16 protein-coding genes and 1 tRNA gene are annotated in these 19,844 nt (G+C 63.7%); 9 read left to right on the top strand and 8 right to left on the bottom strand.

Translation table 11 applies throughout. From position 1 onward, the window contains the following. Positions 1-351: 351 nt before the first annotated feature. Positions 352-5,205: an ATP-binding protein gene (locus tag AC0VX3_RS23540; RefSeq protein ID WP_475522555.1), complete on the bottom strand. Its 4,854-nt coding sequence runs from the start codon at positions 5,203-5,205 to the stop codon at positions 352-354. Positions 5,206-5,466: 261 nt separating this feature from the next. On the opposite strand from AC0VX3_RS23540, the gene AC0VX3_RS23535 reads away from it, so the two are divergent. The 4 genes from AC0VX3_RS23535 (at position 5,467) to AC0VX3_RS23520 (ending at position 7,660) form a co-directional block, all read left to right on the top strand. Then, positions 5,467-5,853 (top strand): phasin, encoded by a 387-nt coding sequence (locus tag AC0VX3_RS23535; RefSeq protein WP_342891149.1) that lies wholly within the window; start codon positions 5,467-5,469, stop codon positions 5,851-5,853. Between the two features lie 380 nt (positions 5,854-6,233). Beyond that, the gene (locus AC0VX3_RS23530; protein ID WP_342891148.1) at positions 6,234-6,752 is read left to right on the top strand and encodes a phasin; all 519 of its coding nucleotides are present in this window, start codon (positions 6,234-6,236) and stop codon (positions 6,750-6,752) included. 184 nt (positions 6,753-6,936) lie between these two features. After that, positions 6,937-7,013 (top strand) — tRNA-His (locus AC0VX3_RS23525). 137 nt (positions 7,014-7,150) lie between these two features. Next, positions 7,151-7,660: a hypothetical protein gene (locus AC0VX3_RS23520; RefSeq protein ID WP_475522554.1), complete on the top strand. Its 510-nt coding sequence runs from the start codon at positions 7,151-7,153 to the stop codon at positions 7,658-7,660. A gap of 29 nt (positions 7,661-7,689) precedes the next feature. On the opposite strand, the gene AC0VX3_RS23515 is transcribed toward AC0VX3_RS23520, so the two are convergent. The 4 genes from AC0VX3_RS23515 to AC0VX3_RS23500 form a co-directional block, all read right to left on the bottom strand. After that, positions 7,690-7,995, bottom strand: a complete 306-nt coding sequence (locus AC0VX3_RS23515; protein ID WP_475522553.1) for a GNAT family N-acetyltransferase — start codon at positions 7,993-7,995, stop codon at positions 7,690-7,692. A gap of 161 nt (positions 7,996-8,156) precedes the next feature. Next, complete coding sequence (locus tag AC0VX3_RS23510; RefSeq protein WP_475522552.1) at positions 8,157-8,861, bottom strand: pirin family protein; 705 nt, start codon at positions 8,859-8,861, stop codon at positions 8,157-8,159. 128 nt (positions 8,862-8,989) lie between these two features. Next, entirely contained in the window at positions 8,990-9,445 is a 456-nt protein-coding gene (locus AC0VX3_RS23505; protein WP_475522551.1) for a DUF3291 domain-containing protein, read from the bottom strand. 218 nt (positions 9,446-9,663) lie between these two features. After that, positions 9,664-9,819, bottom strand: coding sequence for a hypothetical protein (locus AC0VX3_RS23500; protein ID WP_475522550.1), 156 nt, complete (start codon positions 9,817-9,819; stop codon positions 9,664-9,666). A gap of 189 nt (positions 9,820-10,008) precedes the next feature. Between AC0VX3_RS23500 and AC0VX3_RS23495 the strand changes: the two genes are divergently transcribed. The 3 genes from AC0VX3_RS23495 to AC0VX3_RS23485 all read left to right on the top strand — a co-directional run bounded on the left by AC0VX3_RS23495 (position 10,009) and on the right by AC0VX3_RS23485 (position 11,981). Beyond that, positions 10,009-10,836, top strand: a complete 828-nt coding sequence (locus tag AC0VX3_RS23495) for a sulfite exporter TauE/SafE family protein (protein ID WP_475522549.1) — start codon at positions 10,009-10,011, stop codon at positions 10,834-10,836. Between the two features lie 130 nt (positions 10,837-10,966). After that, the gene (locus AC0VX3_RS23490) at positions 10,967-11,668 is read left to right on the top strand and encodes an AzlC family ABC transporter permease (protein ID WP_475522548.1); all 702 of its coding nucleotides are present in this window, start codon (positions 10,967-10,969) and stop codon (positions 11,666-11,668) included. Next, positions 11,661-11,981, top strand: a complete 321-nt coding sequence (locus tag AC0VX3_RS23485) for an AzlD family protein (RefSeq protein WP_348145433.1) — start codon at positions 11,661-11,663, stop codon at positions 11,979-11,981. The genes AC0VX3_RS23490 and AC0VX3_RS23485 overlap by 8 nt, the downstream gene beginning before the upstream one ends. A 54-nt stretch (positions 11,982-12,035) precedes the next feature. Here the strand turns inward: AC0VX3_RS23485 and AC0VX3_RS23480 are convergent, their stop codons facing one another. Beyond that, positions 12,036-13,619, bottom strand: coding sequence for a bifunctional aminoglycoside phosphotransferase/ATP-binding protein (locus AC0VX3_RS23480; protein WP_475522547.1), 1,584 nt, complete (start codon positions 13,617-13,619; stop codon positions 12,036-12,038). Positions 13,620-13,745: 126 nt separating this feature from the next. On the opposite strand from AC0VX3_RS23480, the gene AC0VX3_RS23475 reads away from it, so the two are divergent. Together AC0VX3_RS23475 and AC0VX3_RS23470 are read left to right on the top strand one after the other, a co-directional pair. After that, entirely contained in the window at positions 13,746-14,126 is a 381-nt protein-coding gene (locus tag AC0VX3_RS23475; RefSeq protein ID WP_342891142.1) for a hypothetical protein, read from the top strand. Between the two features lie 191 nt (positions 14,127-14,317). Next, complete coding sequence (locus AC0VX3_RS23470) at positions 14,318-15,982, top strand: thiamine pyrophosphate-binding protein (protein WP_475522546.1); 1,665 nt, start codon at positions 14,318-14,320, stop codon at positions 15,980-15,982. Between the two features lie 69 nt (positions 15,983-16,051). Here the strand turns inward: AC0VX3_RS23470 and AC0VX3_RS23465 are convergent, their stop codons facing one another. Further along, positions 16,052-18,781 (bottom strand): bifunctional acetate--CoA ligase family protein/GNAT family N-acetyltransferase, encoded by a 2,730-nt coding sequence (locus AC0VX3_RS23465; RefSeq protein ID WP_475522545.1) that lies wholly within the window; start codon positions 18,779-18,781, stop codon positions 16,052-16,054. A 127-nt stretch (positions 18,782-18,908) separates the two neighbouring features. Beyond that, positions 18,909-19,742, bottom strand: coding sequence for a universal stress protein (locus AC0VX3_RS23460; protein WP_475522544.1), 834 nt, complete (start codon positions 19,740-19,742; stop codon positions 18,909-18,911). Positions 19,743-19,844: the final 102 nt, after the last annotated feature.

Raw genomic sequence — 19,844 nt, 5'->3', positions numbered from 1 at the left:
GATTTGGACCGCACTATGTCGTTGCGTCAGTAAGAAGTCAATAAATCAAGCAAAATCAATAGTTTAGAATTATTCAAAACTAACTGGAGACTTATACTCCAGTATTGAGCGGGAAAAGGAAGCTAAAACAGGAGTTTATCACTCGACTTTGGCGGACGGCTGTCCCGAACCGCGATCCGGTGCAGTGATCACGAATGTGTTACCGGTCGGCTCGGGAAAGATCTCTGGCCGGGACCCTGTCCGATGCGCCGTCCGGGGGGCGGCGACATTCATGCCGCCGGTCATCCCAGATGCCGCAAGGCAAATGCGCCGCGCGGCAAAGACGCCGGCACGGTCAGTCCGGCCGGTCTGTCATTCCGACAGCACCCGCTGGGTCGGAAAGAGGATTTCCACCAGAGTGCCCTGGTCCGGTGTCGAATCGATGTGAAAACTCGCCCGGTTGGCTTCCACCAGTGCCTTGGTCAGCGGCAGACCGAGGCCGGTGCCGCCCCCGCGGCTGGAGGTATGAAGCTGCCTGAAGGGTTCAAGCGCCGCCGCGAGCTGCTTGGTGGTCATGCCGGTGCCGGTATCGCGCACCCGAAGGGCGACCTCTCCATTGCTTTCCAGAGCCGTCGACAGGATCACCTGCCCGCCGGAGCGGTTGTACTTGATGGCATTGGACAGGAGGTTGAGCACGATCTGGCGCAGGGAACGCGGATCGGCAACCACATCGGGCACCGATTCCGGCAGGCTTGCCCGAATGATGACCCGCTCCCGGTTCGCCTGCGGCTGCATCAGCGCCACACATTCGTTGATGACGTCGTTGGTCGATACGGCGGAGAAATTCAGGTCCAGTTTGCCGGCCTCGATCTTCGACAGGTCCAGAAGATCGTTGATGAGGCTCATGATGTGCGAGCCGGACGTGCGGATGTCCTTCAGATAGTCCTTGTAGCGGTCGTTGCCGATCGGGCCGAACCGTTCCTCCATCATCACCTCGGAAAAGCCGATGATGGCATTCAGCGGCGTGCGGATCTCGTGACTGATCTTGGCGAGGAAGTCCGATTTCTGCGAGCTTGCGTTCTCCGCCTGCCGCTTGGCCTCGGTGAGCTCCTCCTCGGCGGTTTTCCACTGGGTGATGTCGCGCAGGACCGCGCAGTACTTGGCATCGTCCTGACTGCCGTTGATGCGGCCCATGGTCATGAACAGCGGGATCAGACCGCCCGCCGGCATCTGGCCGAGGACCTCGCGGCCATCGTTCAAGATGCTGGCCACGCCGTTGCGCGACAGGCCGTCCAGATAGTCGGCGGCGGACCGGTGGCTTTCCGGGGCGAGGAACTCGGTGAAGGGCGCGCCGATCATGTCCGAGCGGCTGGCGCTGAACAGCGCCTCGGCGGAGCCGTTCACCTTCAGGATCGTCCCGTGCAGGTCGAGCACCAGGACACCGTCCGTCGCTGTCTCCAGGATGGTGTCCATCTCGGCAATCTGGTTGCGCGCGCTGTCCAGTTCCGCGCGCACTTCTGCGAAGAAATTGGGCGATGCGGGCGTGGCCGGAGCGGAGACCGGCTGGGCCGCCGTCCCCTTGCGTTCGGTAATCGAGATCATCAGCCCGTGGCCGCCGTTCCAGGGCACGGAATGCATGTGCGCATCGACATTCAGCACACCACCATCGGACAGGCGCAGTTTCATCGCCTCGTCGACTTCGCCATCCATGTCCTCCGCGTCCGGGAGTTCCTCCGCGTCGTCGATAAAGAGCGCTTCCAGCCCGCCCGCCTGTGACAGTTTCGCGATCGACCTGTAGCCGAGCATGGCAAGCAGCGCCTTGTTGGCGTAAAGCACTTCGCGGTCATCCACGATGGCGATCCCGATGGGCAACCGGTCGAGCAGGCTCGGGTCGATCGGGCCGGCTTCCGGCACCTCCGGCGGCAGATCCTCTTCCGGTTCCGCCTCCCGGTCCGGAGCATCGAAATCCTCCAGATCGCCTTCCAGCCGAGCTCCGAGTGCCTCGGCGATCTTGCGGAAAGCCTGCCGCTCGGGCCTGGAAAGACTGGAGGTGTCGACCGGAACGACACGGGGCCGGGCTGTCGCCAGCGCAATGACTTCACCGGTCCTGGGAGGCTCCGGCGTTTCGTCTCCACCGGACGCCTCTTCGGCGGCCCGGTCCTCGGTTTCGAAAGCCGCTGTTTCCTCGAAGAACTCGCGCTCGTCCGTCGTTGTCTTTTCCGTTGTGTCACCGGCGTTCGGGACGTTCGGGGCGTTCGGCGCGTCCGTCCCCGGCGCCCCGGCTTCGTCCGCCGACACGTTGTCAGGCACGGGCACAGGACCAGGCGCAGGAACTGGCGCTGTGTCAAGCGTTGCCGCTGTCTGCTCGATCATCCGGCTATCTTCATCGACAATGTCGAACTGGCTGTCTTCAAGGGCGGGCACGAGCGCGTCCCTTGCGTCGTCTGCCCCGTCCTTCGGCAAGACGTCGTTCGCCGGATTGTCAGCGTCCACCGGCGGGCGTGTCGCGGCACCTGCGGGACTTTTGGCCGTCGGGTCGTCCGTGGTGCCTGCAGCCGTATCGCCGTCATCTGCCGGCTCTGTTTGCGAAGGGGCCGCCTCGCCCGGAGGCGCGTCGAACAGGTCGCGGGATTTCTTTTCCGCCGTCTTGTAGGATTTTGCCAGCGACTTGACGGCACTTTCAATCTCGGCGGGCTCGAGCGGCGCCGTTCCTGAAATGCCGGTCGGCTCGTCGGCCTCTGCCGCGTCCCGGCCGCCTTCCGCGCCACCATCGACAGCATCACCGTTGCCGTCACCTTCGTCCGGATCCATGAGGGCGCTGGCGCGGTTTTCCGCTTCAATCTCCGAGCTCTGCGCGCCAGCGTCTTCGGAGAGGGGATCTTCTGCCGCCTGGAGCAGGTCGTCCTGCCGCTCGGCGTCTGCCGGGTCCCGCGGGCTTCCGGCCGGTACGGACTGGCCGGTCTGCAATGCTTCCAGCCTGGAGTCCAGGGCGGCGCCGGGCAAGTCGTCCGCATCCTCGACAGCCGCGTCGTCCGCGAGGTGCGAAGACGTGGTGCCTGCGCCCGCAGCAAGAGTGGTTTCGGAATTCACGGAAGGGTCCGGGGCGGCTGATGGCTCTGACGGGCCGGAGACGTCCGGCTCGGTGGGAGCTGATTTTCCGGTAAACCGGGAAAGCGAGCCGACCAGCGCGGCTGCGCTGGCACCGAGAAAGGTTTTGCCGGCAAATGAATCCGGTTGAGCGGGTTTCAGGTCTTCGAGCGATGAGGCCGCGTCGGACGCCTTGTCCTGGCCGGAAGGCATGCCTGCCTCGGAGGTGTCCTCGTTCTCATCCCTGTCCGTTTCATGGTCAGGGGTCCCCTTGGCAGCGGTGTCGTCTGACCCGGCATCCGTCTGCACGGGAGACATTTGATCGATATCCGGGGCTTCGATCGCCGGCTGGTCCGCGACCGGACGGTCCACGCCTGATGGCGCGACCCCGGACACGTCTTCCTGCGGGGAGGCGCTTTCGATCGGGTCGGCGAGGCGCCGGTCCTCATCGCTGCCGAGAGGATCTTCAGCCTGGTCTCCTGCTACCGCATCAGCCTCCGCTTCGACATCCGGGCCGGTGGCCGCGTGTTTTACGCTGATGCCGATACCGGAGGCGGGCCCTGCCTCGGACAGGTCTGCGCCCGGCAGCGGTCCATCGGGGTCGCTGATCGCATCGGCGGTCCGGCAGACGCCGAACCCCCGGTATCCCTCGAACCGGCGATTGCGGTCGAAGGCGGGCAGGGCGGCCATGTCCACGGGAACACGCAGCGCCGCGCCGCTGACCGGCCAATCGACCGTCTTGCCGCTCCAGGTGTCGCGGCGATCGAGCGCCCGGGCGATCTGGCCGCGCGGATCGAGACCGTATCTGGCGGAAACCGCTTCCCAGGTCTGCCCGACGATATCGGTTGCCGCCGGACCCAGCACATCCGAAAATTCATCGGACAGGAACGTGAACCGCTGGTCGATATCCATCTTCCAGGCAAAACGCACCGGCCGCCTGCGCGGCTGGAACACAAAGACATTTTCCGGCTCGTCCGGCAGGTCGGCTGATGGCGCATCGGTGCCGGCCGCAGCGCCGGTCCTGGCGGCATCGGTCTCCGGTTCGCCAGCCTCATCGCTACCGGTCTCATCGCTGCCAGTCTCATCGCCACCGGTGTCGATTGACGCAGGCGGCGCGTCCGGCTCTGTTACCGGATCCGCCGTCGCGTCAGGAACCTCGGGCGTGGCGTCAGGCTCTTCGTCAGCGCGGTCCTGCGCGTCGGTGCTCGCGTCACTTCCTTGCACAAGGGCGCCTTCATCCTCGGGTGCCTGAACGTCCTCGAGGTCCTCGCCCGCGTCGGCCGGGGTCTCGGCAACAACGTCGTCATGGTCGGGCACGCCGCCGGAGGCGTCGTCATGGTTGTCCGCCGGGTCCGGCGCGGTTTCGTCCGTCGGCGGAGCGGCAAGCGCCGTGGCACCTGTTGCCGCGAAAGTGGCAACAGCGGTTGCACCGGCATCTTCGGGGGTGCCGTCTTGTGGGCGGTCCGCGTTCGCCTGGCCGTTGTCGGCTTCACCGCCGTCTGCGTCCTCATCGCCGAGCGCGGCATTTTCCAGAACGACGAGTCTGTGCTGGTCGGTCACCTGCAGGACAACGCCGTCGTGATAACAGCCGTCGAGTTCGATCGCGCCGAACAGGGCAATCTGGTCCTCGGGCAGGTCGAGGTCCTCGGGGGTGCCTTCGAGTTCGCCGATCCGCTCGACGACCGCCCCGGCGGAGGTCATGAAGACGGTGGTCGTTTGCGAGCCGAGCAATTCGGCGAAGGCCGGGAGCGGGTCCCTGGTCGCCGCCAGGCCCTTGTCGCCGCAAACGATCAGCGCGGCGGCGGTGCCGTCGGCAAGCACGATCCGTTTGCATTGACAGGTCAGCAGCATGACCCTCAAGCCGCGATAGAACCGCAACCTGTCGATGCTGAACTTGTCGATCGGGCCGGCTTCCGCGATACGGGCGATATGCGGACGGGCGGGGGAGCGCTCAAGCGCTGTCAGACGGCCCAGATCCGAAATCGAATGGGCGGAGAAAAAAGCAGCGCCGGCGGCGTTGGACCACAGAATGCGCGCGCCATCGTCCGACCAGAGCCAGGCGGCTCTCTTGTCAGCAACAAGCTGAACCAGTTCATCCCCGGCGGACAGCTCCAGAAATGATTGGGTCTGTTGGTCCATGGCTCTGCTCCAAACGGATCTGCAATCCCGGTTGACGGGTGAGTGGCCGCCGGATTTGCCTGCAGTGGTAAACAGTCTGTTAATACAAGCAAACTCCGGCGTCGTCCACGTAAAGCAAGGTTGCTAAAGGGGTTACATGAAGGCGTGGTTAATCCGATCGACCAAGTTTGCCCGAATGCCGTCGCCGTGTTACGAATTTTTGGCATGGAAGGATTTCAGGAGAGCTGCCTGATCACTTCCGTCGACCCGAGGAGCGCCGACATGACTACAGACAAGACAGGTTTCGAAGTCCCCGATCAGATGCGGGAATTCGCTGAAAAGAGCGTCGATCAGGCCCGCAAGGCCTTTGACGATTTCATGGGAGCCACCCACAAGGCGGTCAGCAATGCGGAAGACAGCGCGAGCGCGGTTCAGGTCGGCGCGGCGGATGTCAACAAGAAGGCGCTGACCTACGCCGAAGAGCATGTCGATGCCGCATTCAAGTTCGCGCAGCAGCTGGTCACGGCCGGCAATGTCGAGGACATGATGAAACTGCAGCAGGACTATCTGCGCTCGCAGATGGAGTCGCTCGGCGAACAGGCCCGCGAATTCTCCAACTCGGCCACCAAGGCCGTTCAGGACGCCGCCAAGGCCGCCCAGAAAAAGTGATTTTCCGGAACACCGCGCAGGGCGCATCCGCCCTGCGCCCTCAGGAAAACTACTGCATTGCACAATGCGTGTTTCGGTTGTAAATTTCCTTTCTGCGCCCACGCATTTCCGAGATGTCGCCCGTTGCCCTATTCAGGTGGCCATCTTCAAGTGTCCGTCGCGACCTCAATCCCCGTTTGAGGCGGGCCCCCTGGAGACAGGACCCGGCCGCAAAATCCGAGACCTCCCCGACGGAAACTTATTGTGCAACGCAAAAAAATGTTGCAATGCACAATAACATCCCTTATGTAGGGGATGCGGATGACGACAGGGCCCGCCGGCACATGATCGGCGGAAACAACAGAACCAATGATCGCATCCGAACTCAAGGAGATGAGATCATGACTGATACCAACACCACCGCATCGGCAAAGACCGCCCCGAAGGCTCGCACCACCAAGGCAAAAGCTGCCCCCGCCGGTGCCGCATTCCCGGATTTCGAAGCATTTGCCATGCCGAAAATGGAAATTCCGTCCGTGTTCCGTGAAGCCACGGAAAAGGGCATCGACAACGCACGCGACGCTTACGCCAAGGTGAAAACCGCTGCCGAAGACGCGACCGACCTGATGGAAGACACATTCGAAACGTCCCGCCAGGGCGTTGTCGAGTTCAACCACAAGGCCGTTGATGCTGCCAAGACCAACGCCGATGCGGCCTTCACTTTCTTCAAGGACATCATGTCCGCGAAAAGTGTCGCGGAAGCCATCGAGCTGCAGTCCAGCTTTGCGCGCCAGCAGTTCGACACCCTGAGCACCCAGACCAAGGAAATGCAGGAGCTGGCCACCAAGCTCGGCACCGACGTTTCCGCACCGGTCAAGGAAGCCATGGAGAAAAACTTCAAGGACCTGAAGGTCAACTGAACCGACCTGGCCGCTTTTTGAGCGACAACACGACTGGATGCCCGGGGAACGCCCCGGGCATTTGCTTTTCAACAGGCCGGATTTTCCGAAATTTCACGCTTGCCGGTTGGAAAAAACGCGTTTAAAAGACGCCCACGCATCTGGCGCCCTGCCCAACAGGGCCCGCGCCGGATTGACGACCTTAGCAGACGTAGCTCAGTTGGTTAGAGCGTCGGATTGTGGCTCCGAAGGTCGGTGGTTCGAACCCACTCGTCTGTACCATTTCTCCCTGACAACCGAACTTCCATCTCTCCCTCTTCGCGGATGCTTCTAGGCTCCGTGAGGATTCGGGTCTGAACCGGTTCCGTGCGATGCTGCGTTCTTTCCCGGCAGAGGCCAGGAGCGGGAGGGAGATTGACATGTCTGAAGATACACCAGGTCTCGGAGACCGGCTGTTGCGCTTGCCGGGTCAGCTGCTGCTGGCCCTTGTGAACGCTACCGCGGTGCTCGTCATTGCCGCCTGCGTGCTGGCAATTCTGGTTCTGAACCGGGTGGATGAAGCCGGTGAACGGATCGCGGGAGCCGTGACCGAAGCCGCGCTCACGCGCCTGCAGGTGACACCGGCGGACCTCAAGGCGCGCCTTGAAGCGATTGACGGACGGATTGACGGCCTGCGCGCGCAGCTCGACGATCCGGATCGTCAGGACCATTGGCAGGTGAACGACCAGTTGAAGGACCTCAATCGCAATCTCGCCGGGATCAGGGCCGCCGCGGAAGGCCTGGGCGCTGCCGGACCGGATGTTGCCGCGGTTGCCTTCAATGAGGCCGGTGATCTTGTCACGCGGGCCCTGTTCGCCCTCAGGGGCTGTGAGGCGGTTGAAAAGCCGACCGATCCGGCCGGCATGCATGGGGCCAAGCCCTCGAGCTGAGCCGATGATCCGCCGGATTGCGAGGTCCGTTACCCCTGGAAGACATCCGCCCATTGTGGATGTTTCTGGTATTGCGCTTTCACGTAAGGACAGAGCGGAATGATCTTCACCTGCTTCTTGCGGGCGTCATCCACCAGCCGCTCCACGAGGATCTTGCCGACGCCGAGGCCACGCAGCGTGTCAGGGACAGCAGTGTGATCGGCGATGATCAGGTGATCGTTGACGATCGAGAAGGTGAGTTCTGCGACCCCGTCAATGCCGTTGGCGATGGCCACATAGCGGCCCTTGGCGCCGTCCTGTTCCAGCGAGATTGACGGTGAAAGAACTTCGGTCATGGGGTTCTCCGGAAATTTGCATGGCGACCCGCGCCAGCGTCTGAAATCAATTTCGTCCTCGTTCTGGGAAAGCCGGAAACGCTGTCGCGAAGACCGGGCGGCTTGCTCTGGAGCTTGCCGCCCAGCCTTCGCAGCGGACCGGCACCCGTGTCCCGGTCCGCCTATGCCGCCAGGTCGAACAGCAGGAATTCGGCATCCTCACGGGCGGTCAGCCAGACGGTGCCGGTCTCCAGCAGACCAAGACCGTCTCCGGCCGAAAGTGCCTGGCCCTCAACGTCGAGGACGCCGTTCACCACCTGTATCCAGACCTTTCGTTCGGACCGAATGTCGTGCGCAAGGCGCCGGTCCGCGCCCAGAAGCGAGGCATACAGCGCGACATCCTGATGGATCACGACGGAGCCGTCGCGACCGTCGCGCGAGCCGATCAGGCGCAGTGCGTCCTGCCGCTCCACTTCGGGAAACGCCTTCTGTTCATAGCCCGGTTCCAGACCGTCCTGTTCCGGCACGATCCAGATCTGCAGAAAATGGACCGGGTCGGTGCCGGAGTGATTGTACTCGCTGTGCCGGACACCGGTGCCCGCGCTCATGCGCTGCAAGTCGCCTGGGCGGATCACCGAGCCGGTGCCGAGCGAGTCCTTGTGTTCCAGGCCGCCTGAAACAACATAGGAGACGATCTCCATGTTCTGATGGGGATGTGTCGGGAAGCCGGCGCTTGGCGCCACCTTGTCCTCATTGATCACGCGCAGGGCGCCGAACCCGATGTGGTTCGGGTCGAAGTAATTGCCGAATGAGAAGGTGTGTCTGCTTTTCAGCCAACCGAAGTCAGCGGCGCCACGCGACTCGGATGGACGTAGTAACCGGGGCATGTTTCAATCCTTTCCAGATCACGGGCTCGAAAAACGCCGCCCGCTGTTGGGACCAAGATCGGATCGACCGGTTGGATTTACAATTCCGCCTGAAATTGACTACTTGTCGTCGATTCCTGAACAGTGACTTATTGCACGGACCTGGGCGCCCGTGACCGCAGACGGTTCCGGTCCGCGATCTGCCGCGCCGTGTTGCCGTTCACGGTGACGGCGTTGCCGGCCGGATCGAACGCCGCCTTGAAGGTGAAAGCCTCGGGCGAGGGGCCGTTGTCGCCCAGCAGTTCGAACCGCTCGACGGCTTCGGACCAGTCCGGCCGGTGGTTTTCCGGAACCCACCACAGCACATATCCCGGATAGTCGGTGGTTTCACGCATGAACAGGGGCCCCTGTTTCAGGATCTCGGCATGCGGTCCCCGGTAAACAGCGGCGAGCGTCGTCTCCAGGTCCTGCCAGAGAGCAACGATGGAAGGGGCCCAGCCATCGCCATTGTCGGTCCAGTATTTCGGAAACACCTGCTCGCCCCAGCTCTCCGGTCCGGGTTCGTCGTCGTAGCCTGATACCAACCTCAACAAATAGGAACCCATTGGATGGCTTGTTCAGGGCTGACGGCAAGGAGCGGTGCGCAGATCGGCCTGGTTGGCCGGTCAAGAGGCGCAACGCAGTCCGGTGGGCCTGAACAAGCCACCGGAGGCCATGACATGAGAGTGTTCCGCCGCGTCGCGCGTCTTGGTCGATGTCCCACATCGCCCTGCGACACGCTCCTCACGGAACACTCTCATGTCATGGTCGAACAGGTTTCTATTTATTGAGGTTGGTATGAGCGGGCAAGAAACCCCTCTGCGCATTCCATGACGTCCCAGACACCGGGCTCCGCCGTGTGAAACGGTTCTGCATCCGGATGATCCGCCCGCGTGCGGAACTCTCCGAATGTGTAGATCGCGAGCCAGTAGCGGGTCATTCGTTCTCCCGGGAAGGATCCTTGAGGCCCACATTGTCCGCATCGGCAGCCGGATTCAAGTCGCAAACAACCATAAATCCGATCCGCGAAAACAGTTAGTCCGTCAACGCGGCTGGCAATTTCCGCCGGGCTGGTCTAAGCGCAGGAAACAAGGTGGCAGCGCCATCATCCCGACATGAGGAGACCCGCGTGGAAGATCTCAGTTTACTTTCCCTTGGCCTTCTGGCCGCCGCGCTTCTGGCGACGGGGGTTGTCGCGGGCATCATCGCCGGGCTGCTTGGCGTCGGCGGCGGCATCGTCATCGTGCCGGTGCTCTATTACATGTTCACCGCCCTCAAGATCGATCCCTCCGTGATGATGCATGTGGCCGTCGGGACCTCGCTTGCCACGATCCTGGCGACCGGCGCCTCCTCGGCGCGCGCTCACTACAAGCGCGGCAGCGTCGACATGGACCTTCTCAAACGATGGTGGTGGGCGATCGCGCTCGGCGTGATCGTGGGCGCGACCCTGGCCGGCAACATTTCCGGCGGCGCGCTGACACTGGTGTTCGGCATCGTCGCGCTGGCCGTGGCCGCCAACATGCTGCTGCGCAAGGACGGGTCCCACCTGGCCGACCAGTTGCCCGGCGCGCCCTTGCGCGAAGTGCTCGGTTTTCTGATCGGCGGCATCTCGGTCATGATGGGCATTGGCGGTGGAACGCTCGGCGTGCCGACGCTGACGCTGTTCAACTATCCGATCCGCAAGGCCGTCGGCACCGCCGCCGCCATCGGCCTGATCATCGCCGTGCCCGGCACGTTGCTGTCGATCTGGTTCGGCATGGGAGCCGAAGGCCGGCCGCCCTTCTCGCTCGGCTATGTCAATCTGATCGGGTTCGCGCTGATCATTCCCGCGTCCACCCTGTCCGCGCCGCTGGGGGCGAAGATCGCCCATGCGATCGACCCGTCCAGGCTCAAGCTGGTCTTCGCCCTGTTTCTGGGCGTCACGGGCCTGCGCATGATCTACGGCGTGTTTTTCTGATCGTGCGTGCGGGGCCAGCAGCAAGACTGATGGGTGGATCAAAAGGTTTCATTGGTGCCCCGTCCATGAATGCAGGATACTGAAGGCTCTCCACACGGCGCACCCGCCGTTTCCGAAACCTTGGACAGACATGCTGGATAAAAACGTCACCCTCAGCCGGAAAGGCTGCGTGCAGGGCGCCGCGATGTGCATCCCGGTGTCTCCGGGCATCATCGCGCTCGGACTGGTTTTCGGCACGGTGGCCGCTCAAAAGGGGCTGAGCCTTCTGGAAACCGTGCTGATGAATTCGCTGGTCTTTGCCGGGGCCAGCCAGTTCGTGGCGATGGAGGTCTATGGCGATCCGCTGACCTGGGGCCTCGTCGTCGCGATGATCGGGGTGACGGCCGCGGTCAACATGCGCATGCTGCTGATCGGCGCGAGCCTGCGGCCCTGGCTCGGTCAGGTGCCGGCCTGGCAGACCTATCCGTCCCTCTTCATCCTGACCGATCTCAACTGGCTGCTGGCGCTGTCGGCCTATGACAAGGGCACCCGCGACTGGGGCATCTACCTTGGCAGCGGCCTGTTCACCTGGTCGCTCTGGTCTATTGCGGTCGTGCCGGGCTATTTCGCGGGCAGCCTCGTGTCCGATCCGAAGGTCTTCGGTCTCGACGTCGTCCTGCCGGCCTTCTTCGCAGCCCTTCTCGTGCCGCTCTGGAAAGGCCGCCGGCAAACGGTCAGCTGGCTGGTCGCCGGTGCCGTCGCCGCCCTGACCTGGTATCTTTTCGGCGGCTACTGGAGCATCTTCACCGGGGCCATCGCCGGGGCTTTCGCGGGGGCCTATCTCGATGACTGAGGGTCTCCTGTCCGCCGATCCGATGTTCCTGATCACCGTGCTCGGCATGACCATCGTGACCTACGCGCTCAGGGCCGGCGGCTACTGGATCATGGGGCGGGTGCCGATCACGGCGCGTGCGCGCCGCGGGCTGGAAGCCCTGCCCGGCGCGATCATCGTCTCGACCATCCTGCCGATTGTGCTGCAGGGCGGCCTGGCGGTGGGCCTGTGCCTGATCGTGGCCGCGCTCGCACAGATCGGTCTGCGGAAGGAATATGTCGCCGTTTTCTTCGCCGCCGCCGCCGCCGCCGCTCTCAGGGCGGGCGGCCTGTAGGGCCACGCCTTATACCGACCTCAATAAATAGAAACCTGTTTGTTGAGGTTGGTATCAAAGGTTCAGGGCCTGCCGCGCACGGGCGAGTGTCTCTTCCTTGCCGTTGCCGGCGTCGATCCGGGACCAGGTCATCTCCCCCAGGTCGTATCCGAGTTGCAGCTCCACTACATCCGCCGTCGCATCCGATGCGTCCCGCGCCCTTGCGCTCACGCGTTCCTTCAACACATGTGCCGGCGCGGTCAGCCACACGCCGGCAAAACCCGCTTCGACCCGGGCCGCGATGGCACCGATCTGCGCCCGTTCGCTCTCGGCGGCGAAAACCGCGTCGTAAATGGCCGAATATCCGGCGGCAAGCACGCCCTGTACGCTCTCGTCCAGAACCTCATAGACGCGCCGCGAGGCTTCAGGCGTATAGGCCTCTGCCGGTGCCGTCTCGGTTTCCGCGATGCCGAGCAGGCGCTTTCGCATCACATCCGTGCGCAGCACCCGTGCCCCGGGCGCCCGTCCGAGGTCCGGAGCCAGGGCGCAGGCAAGCGTGGTCTTGCCCGTGCCGGACAGGCCGCCAATGGCCACCAGTTGCGGCGAAGACGGTTCCAGAAAGGCAAGCGCATGGCGGAAATAGGCGCGCGCCTGCGCCTGCTGCTGCCGTTTGTCTTCCGGATCGGACTGGGCAAGGGCCGCGCTCGCGGCGATCTTGGAGCGGATCGCGGCGCGCATCATCAGATAGAAGGGCAGGGCGGCGAGACCTTCGGGATGACTGTCCAGCCGGCTCGCATCGAGATATCGGTTGAACACCCGGTTGGCCGCGCCCGGCTGGCCGCGTTCCCACAGATCCATCAGCAGGAAGGCGAGATCGTAGAGAATGTCTCCGGTGGCGATGGCATCGGAAAATTCGACCGCGTCGAACAGCACCGGTGCCCCGTCGATCAGCACGATATTGCGCAGATGCGCATCGCCGTGGCAGCGCCGCACCAGACCCTGCGTGCCCCGCCGCAGGATCAAGTCGCGAAGATCCGCCAGCACGGAGCGGGAGGTTTCGGTCAGATGGCGCACGTCCCCGGCGGGGAAAAGGTCCGGATGTTCCAGAAAGGCGGCTTCGTTCTGGTCCACATAGCTGGCCAGCTCCCGATGAAAACCGGCGCCGTCACGCAGTGGGGCAGTGTCGTGCGCGGCCACCATCATGTCGGCGAGCCTGTCGGAAAGATCGTCCGGTAACGGGCTTCCTGCCGCCATCACATCGAGTTCGTCGCGCCGCTCGAAGCGGTTCATTTCGACCGCCCATTCAATCGGCTCGCCGGAACCGTCCAGAGCCAGGCCGCCGGCGGCCTCGCGCGTGATCGGCAGGGCCCTGCGGTAGATCTGCGGGGCGTTGGGCCTGTTGAAGGTGATTTCGGCCTTGCAGGCCTCCGCGCGCAGGGAAAGCGTCGAATAGTCGAGGAACGGAAAACGGACCGCCCGCTTGACCTTGTAGGCCTTGCTGCCGACCAGGATGACGATGTTGGCATGGGTGTCGATCCGCCTGGCGCGCGGGTGCGCCGGATCGTCGGACGCCAGACCCGTCAGGAAATTCAGGGCCTCTGCCTGGGGTCCGTTCCGGCTTTCGTCCTGAGCCCCGTTCCGGGAGTTTTCCTGAACCATGTTCCGTCCTCGCGTTGTCGCCCGGCCAGCATGCCCCACGCACTATCGGACCGGTTTGATCCTTCTCAATGTGAGATGGCAGCGATGTGGCACAAGTAGAAAGGATTGTCAGTAAAGGAGGGCACCATGAGCGACCACCAGGGTTTGAAAAAGATCAGGCTGAACCTGGCCAGGACCAAGGAGTATCCACAAGGCTCGGCGCGCCATGGCTACGAATTCACCGCACCGCTTGATGAAACCGGTCACATCGACGCCACGCACTGGAAGAAGGAACGCGACCATTGCCGTGTACGTCGTTTCTGGGGGGGCGAGGAAGAGGAGATCGGTCACCTGATCCACCGTCCGGGCGGATCCTGGGCCTTTCGTTACGACATTGACGGAGACGATGACGACGAAGCAGGCTACCGCTTCGGCGCTCATGCCTTCAATCCGGGTGAATATGTCTCCATCAAGGATGAAGACGGTGAATTGCACACCTTTCAGGTGGTGACTGTGCAGTCGATCTGACCAGTACCGCCGGAACTCCGGCGCGGATCTTCTTGCGACCGTGAAGGGGAGCGCCGGGAAACCGGCGCTCGATTTGTATGTCTTTCCATTCCGGAATGATCTCATTGCCAAATAACCTGATTTCCCTTTCTGACAGGCGGGTCTTCCATACGCTATAGAATGACCAGGCATTTCTGACTGGGATTGAGAGCATGGACCAGAAGACCGGCGGCGAATTACTGGTGGAGGCGCTGGAGCGCCATGGGGCGGACCGCGTCTTCTGTGTGCCGGGGGAGAGTTATCTGGCTGTGCTCGACGCGCTCCACGACGCGGACATTCCGGTCACCGTCTGCCGCCAGGAAGGCGGCGCAGCGATGATGGCCGACGCACACGGCAAGCTGACGGGCAAGCCGGGCATCTGCATGGTCACGCGCGGTCCGGGTGCCACCAACGCGTCGGCGGGGGTTCATGTGGCGGCGCAGGACTCCACGCCGATGATCCTGTTCATCGGCCAGATCGAACGCGGCATGCGCGAGCGCGAGGCCTTCCAGGAAATCGACTACCGCCAGATGTTCGGCGGCATCGCCAAATGGGTCGCGGAAATCGATCACGCCGACCGGGTGCCGGAATTCATCTCCCGGGCCTTCCATGTCGCCACATCCGGGCGCCCCGGCCCGGTGGTGCTGGCCCTGCCGGAAGACATGCTGGTCGAGCGCGCCGCGGCGGAACAGCCGCCGGCCTGGACCCAGGTAGAGACCTATCCGGGCCTGACCCAGATGGCCGATCTGCAAAAGCGCCTGTGGGCGGCGGAGCGGCCGGTCGCGATTCTCGGCGGCAGCCGCTGGTCGGAACAGGCGGTTGCCGGGTTCACGCGATTTGCCGAGCGCTTCGAGCTGCCGGTGGCCTGTTCCTTCCGCCGGCAGATGCTGTTCGACAATCTGCACCCCAATTACGCCGGCGACGTGGGCATCGGCATCAATCCGGAGCTGCTCACCCGTATCAAGGGCTCCGACCTGATCCTGCTGGTGGGCGGGCGGCTTTCGGAAATGCCGAGCCAGTCCTATGCGCTGCTCGACATTCCGTCCCCGAGCCAGCAACTCGTCCATGTTCATCCGGATGCGGAGGAACTCGGCCGCGTCTACCGTCCGGCGCTGGCGATCCACGCCAGCCCGACCGCCTTCTGCAAGGCGGCGGAAGGTCTGCAGCCGCCTGCGGCTCTCAAGGGGGCGGGCGCGGCGGCCAAGGCGCACCAGGCGTATCTGGACTGGTCCGGCGCACGGCCGCAAACGCCAGGAGACCTGCAGATGGCCGGGGTCATGGACTGGCTGGAAGCACATCTGCCCGAGGACGCGATCTGCACCAACGGGGCCGGCAATTACGCCACCTGGCTGCACAGGTTCCACCGCTTCCGCCGTTATGGCACCCAGGCAGCCCCGATCTCCGGATCCATGGGCTACGGCCTGCCGGCGGCCGTCGCCGCCAAGCTGGCCTTCCCCGAGCGCGAAGTTGTCTGTTTCGCCGGCGACGGCTGCCTGCAGATGACCATGCAGGAATTCGGCACCGTCTGCCAGAACGGCGCGAACATCATCGTGCTGGCGATCGACAACGGCATGTACGGCACCATCCGCATGCATCAGGAACGGCATTATCCGGGCAGGCCCTCGGCAACCGATCTGGTCAATCCGGACTTCGCGGCGTTTGCGAAAAGCTATGGCGCATTCGGCGAGACGGTCGCGCGCACCGGGGATTTCGGCCCTGCCTTCGAGCGCGCCCGCGCCGCCGGCACGCCGTCCCTCCTGCATCTGAAGCTCGACCCGGAGGCCATCACCCCGGCGGCCAGCCTCAGCCAGATCCGGGCGGCGGCCGAGGCAAAGTAGAGCGCTGCTTTCAAAGGTCTGCTTTCCGGGCGCGCGGTGCGTGGCTTGCTCTGGGAAAGCAGGCAGGCCTCACATCTCGTCGGGAACCTTCGCCACGGCAAGGGTCACCAGCGCGACGCCGGGGTCGTCCGGCGAGGTGCCGACCGTGAAGCCGAGGGCCTGGCACATGGAGATCATCGAGGTGTTTTCCTTCAGGACTTCCCCCTTGATGACCTCGATACCGTCTTCCCTGGCGTAGAGGATGATCAGTTTCATCAGCGCCCAGCCGAGGCCGAGGCCCTTCAGGTCCGAGCGCACCATGATTGCGTATTCCCCGGTCTGGTGGTTGGGGTCCGCGTGCAGGCGGACCACGCCGAGCAACTTGCCGTCCTGCGGATCGATCGCGGCGAAGGCGATCGCGCGGGCATAGTCGAGCTGGGTGAGCCGCGACAGGAACCGGTGGCTGAAGTCACGCACCGGCGCGAAGAAACGCAGCCGCAGGTCCTCGTGTGTGACCGCCTCGAAAAAGGCCTTGAAGAGATCCTCGTCTTCCGGCCGGACCGGCCGGAAAAAGACTTTGCGTCCGTCTTTCAGTGTCTGTGTCTGTTCCCATTCCTGAGGATAGGGCGTGATCGCCAGGCGTGAGCCGCCGGTGCGGCCGGGACGTTTTTGCGGATGGCACAACGTCATGCGGGCGTCGAGCGCGATCAGGCCGGACGGCAGCGAGACCATCGGATTGATGTCGAGTTCCTGGATTTCGGGGATGTCGATGGTGATCTGCGAGAGTTTGACCAGCGCCTGGCTGAGCGCGGTCCGGTCGAGGATCGGGCGGGACGGCCCGCCGTCGAGCAGGCGCGCGGTCCGCGTCCGGCTGATCATGGCTTCGGCCAGGTTCAGGTCGAGCGGCGGCAGTTCCAGCGCGATGTCGATGCTGTCCTCTATGGATGTGCCGCCGTGGCCGAAGACAAGAACGGGCCCGAATTCCGGTGTTTCGGCCAGTCCCATGTAAAGTTCCAGCCCGTGCCGGTCCTCCAGCATCGGGTGAACGGAAATGCCCGCGATGTCGGCCTGCGGAAAGTCACGGCGGGCTTTTTCAATCAGGTCTTGGGCGGCGAGGCGTACGGCCTCGGGGCTTTCCAGTCCGAGTCTGACGCCGTCGATCCGGGACTTGAAGGGAAGGTCCGGCGAAATCAGCTTGGCCACGCAGTGGGTGGCGACCAGGAAGAACGGCCGCGACAGCTCTCCCGCCTCCTCGGGTGACGCGGCCAGCTCCGTCGCCATGATCGGAAGGTCGTATGCGGTGAGAACCGCGACGACTTCCGGCGGTGTCAGCCAAGTGCGGTTCTGTGCGAGGGCCGCCTCCACGATGACGCGCGCATTGGCGGTGTCCGGTGAGAAGGAACTGGGCAGGCTGGGCGGTGCCGCCATCAGGAATTCGCGCGATTTCGCGTCATGCGCCAGATACATCAGGCTGCGCGCGGCCTCTGCGGGACTGGCGTAATTCGGGATCCTGGCATCGGAAAGGGCCGCGCGGACCGTGCTGTCGCCACCGATCAGTCCGGCGACCAGGGCCTTGCGCCGTCCGGTCCGCCGCCGGTCCGCCGCCGCCGCGTCGACGATCGCTCCGGCGATCGTCGACAGGGACTGAAATGCGCTGGCCGCCTGCAGGACGATCGCTCCGTCGACTTCCGGATCCTTCAACACCGTGGTGATGGCGCCGGTGATCTCCTCCGGCGTGACGTTCTCCCTCAGGATCACCGAACCGCTTGCCGCCGGCGTTGCGTCGAGGTCGGGGTTGGCGCGGCTGACATCCTTCAGGGAGGCTCTGGATTCCGCTCCCAGGTCGGCGAATGCGCCGTCCAGATCCATCAGCCGGTCGACCGCAAGACTTGCCAGGCTGCGGCCATTGGCGATGACCGCGAGCTTGTTGCAGCGGGGCACGCGGATATAGGAAAGCGTTTCCAGCGCCTCGAACATTTCGTCGAGATCGTGGACCCGCAACAACCCGGTTCTGCGGAACACGGTTTCATAGACAAGATCGGTCCTGGCCAGACGTCCGGCATGGGTCTTGCCGGTGCCGCCGGTGTCCCGGCTCTTGCCGGACCGGATCACGATCACCGGTTTGCTGCGCGCGGCCGCACGTGCCGCGGAGATGAACTTGCGCGGCACCGCGATGCCTTCCAGATGCATGACGATGGCGCGGGTCTTGTAGTCCTGGGCGAAGTAGTCAATCAGGTCGCTGACATCGACATCCATCCGCGCGCCGAGCGACACGATCGCCGAAAAACCGGATTTATGCGCCTTTGCCCAGGACAGGGTCGCGTTGAGAACAGCGCCCGAGCGCGAGAAGAAGGCAATGTCGCCCTTGTCCGGCCGTTCGGCGCTCAGCAGGGCATTGAGACCGCTCGCGGGCACGGCGATCCCCAGGGTGCCCGGACCGATCAGGCGCAGGTTGGTGGGGCGGGCGGCCTCCCGGCAAGCCTGCAACAGATCGTCCGGCCAGGTCTCGAAGCCGGGGGAGGGGATCAGCACGGCTTTCGTGCCTCCGGCCGCCAGCATCCGGATGGTGTCCGGAAGCGCCTCGGCCTGTGCCAGATAGATCGCGAGATCCGGCATGGTGTCCAGAGCGTCCAGCCCGGAGACTGTCTTGCCGCTGAAGGGAACATCCTCGTCGAAGCCCACCAGTGTCACCGGATGACCGGCATCGATATCCTTGAGGCAGTCGATCAGCTTGTGCGTCAGGACACCCGGATGTCTGCAGGGACCGAATACGGCAATGGAGTGCGGCGCGAAAAAGCCGTCCAGATTTCGAATGGTCACCTGCGCAGTCCTTTTCAAAATGTCCGAGATGATGCCGGCATCCAGATGGAAACATAACAAAACCCGCGGACCCGATTGTGTCAGGTCCGCGGGTCCTATGCACCGCAAAATTCAGGTCGGCGAGATCCTAGTGGGCCATCAGAACCGGGACGGTCATGGCTTCCAGAACTTCCCGTGTCGCACCGCCGAACAGGAACTCGCGCATGCGGCTGTGGCCGTAACCGCCCATGACCACAAGGTCGTTGCTGTTGTCGGACACGTGGTTGAGCACGGCATCCGCGACGCCCGTCTGCGGGTTGGTGACCACTTCGACCGTGACGTCCATGTTGTGGCGGGCCAGGTAATTGGCGACTTCGGCACCGGGTTGGCCGGCGCCGGCCTGCTTTGCCTTCTCGATGACGAGAACGGTGATCTTGTCGGCCTTCTCCAGCACCGGCAGGGCCGCGTGGATCGCGCGGGTTGCCGTTGAGCTGCCGTCCCAGCAGACCAGGACGTTTTCCGGCTGGAAGGTCGTGCTGCCGATGTATGGCACCAGCAGAACCGGCACGCCGCTTTCGAACAGGATGGTTTCGATCAGGAGCTCACGCATCGGCTCGGGCTTGTCCGGATTGGCCTGGCCGATGACGACAAGATCGGTCGGTCGGCAATTGACCAGCACGTTTTCCAGCGGCCCGCCTGTCAGGATCTCCGCCATGCGGCTTTCGCATTTGACCCCGGCGATCCGCGCCAGTTCGTCAAAATCCTTCTTTGCCTCGTTCGCAGCAGCGATCGCCTGTTCGTGTGCCGCCTGAAGGTAGTCGACCGGCATCGGCGCGGCTGCGAAGGCCGGCACGACCGGTTCGAACGACACAGCCAGACCGGTCACATGCGCGTCGTAATTGCGACCGAACTCCAGTGCGTATTTGGCTGCGGGCTGATCACCCGACAGGTCCAGAACCGTCAATATGTCTTTGATAGGCATCTGTCTCTCCATTGGCCGGTGTCAAAGCGGCGACCCGGCCTCGGTAAAAATCTATAGGACCGAATGAACCATCGTCCTTGACGCGTATCAACTGCAAGCCCG

The organism is Roseibium sp. QJM3NY_11 (genome assembly GCF_056173175.1).
The sequence above is the reverse complement of the archived record's forward strand: the minus strand, read 5'-3'. Positions and strand labels throughout refer to the sequence as shown.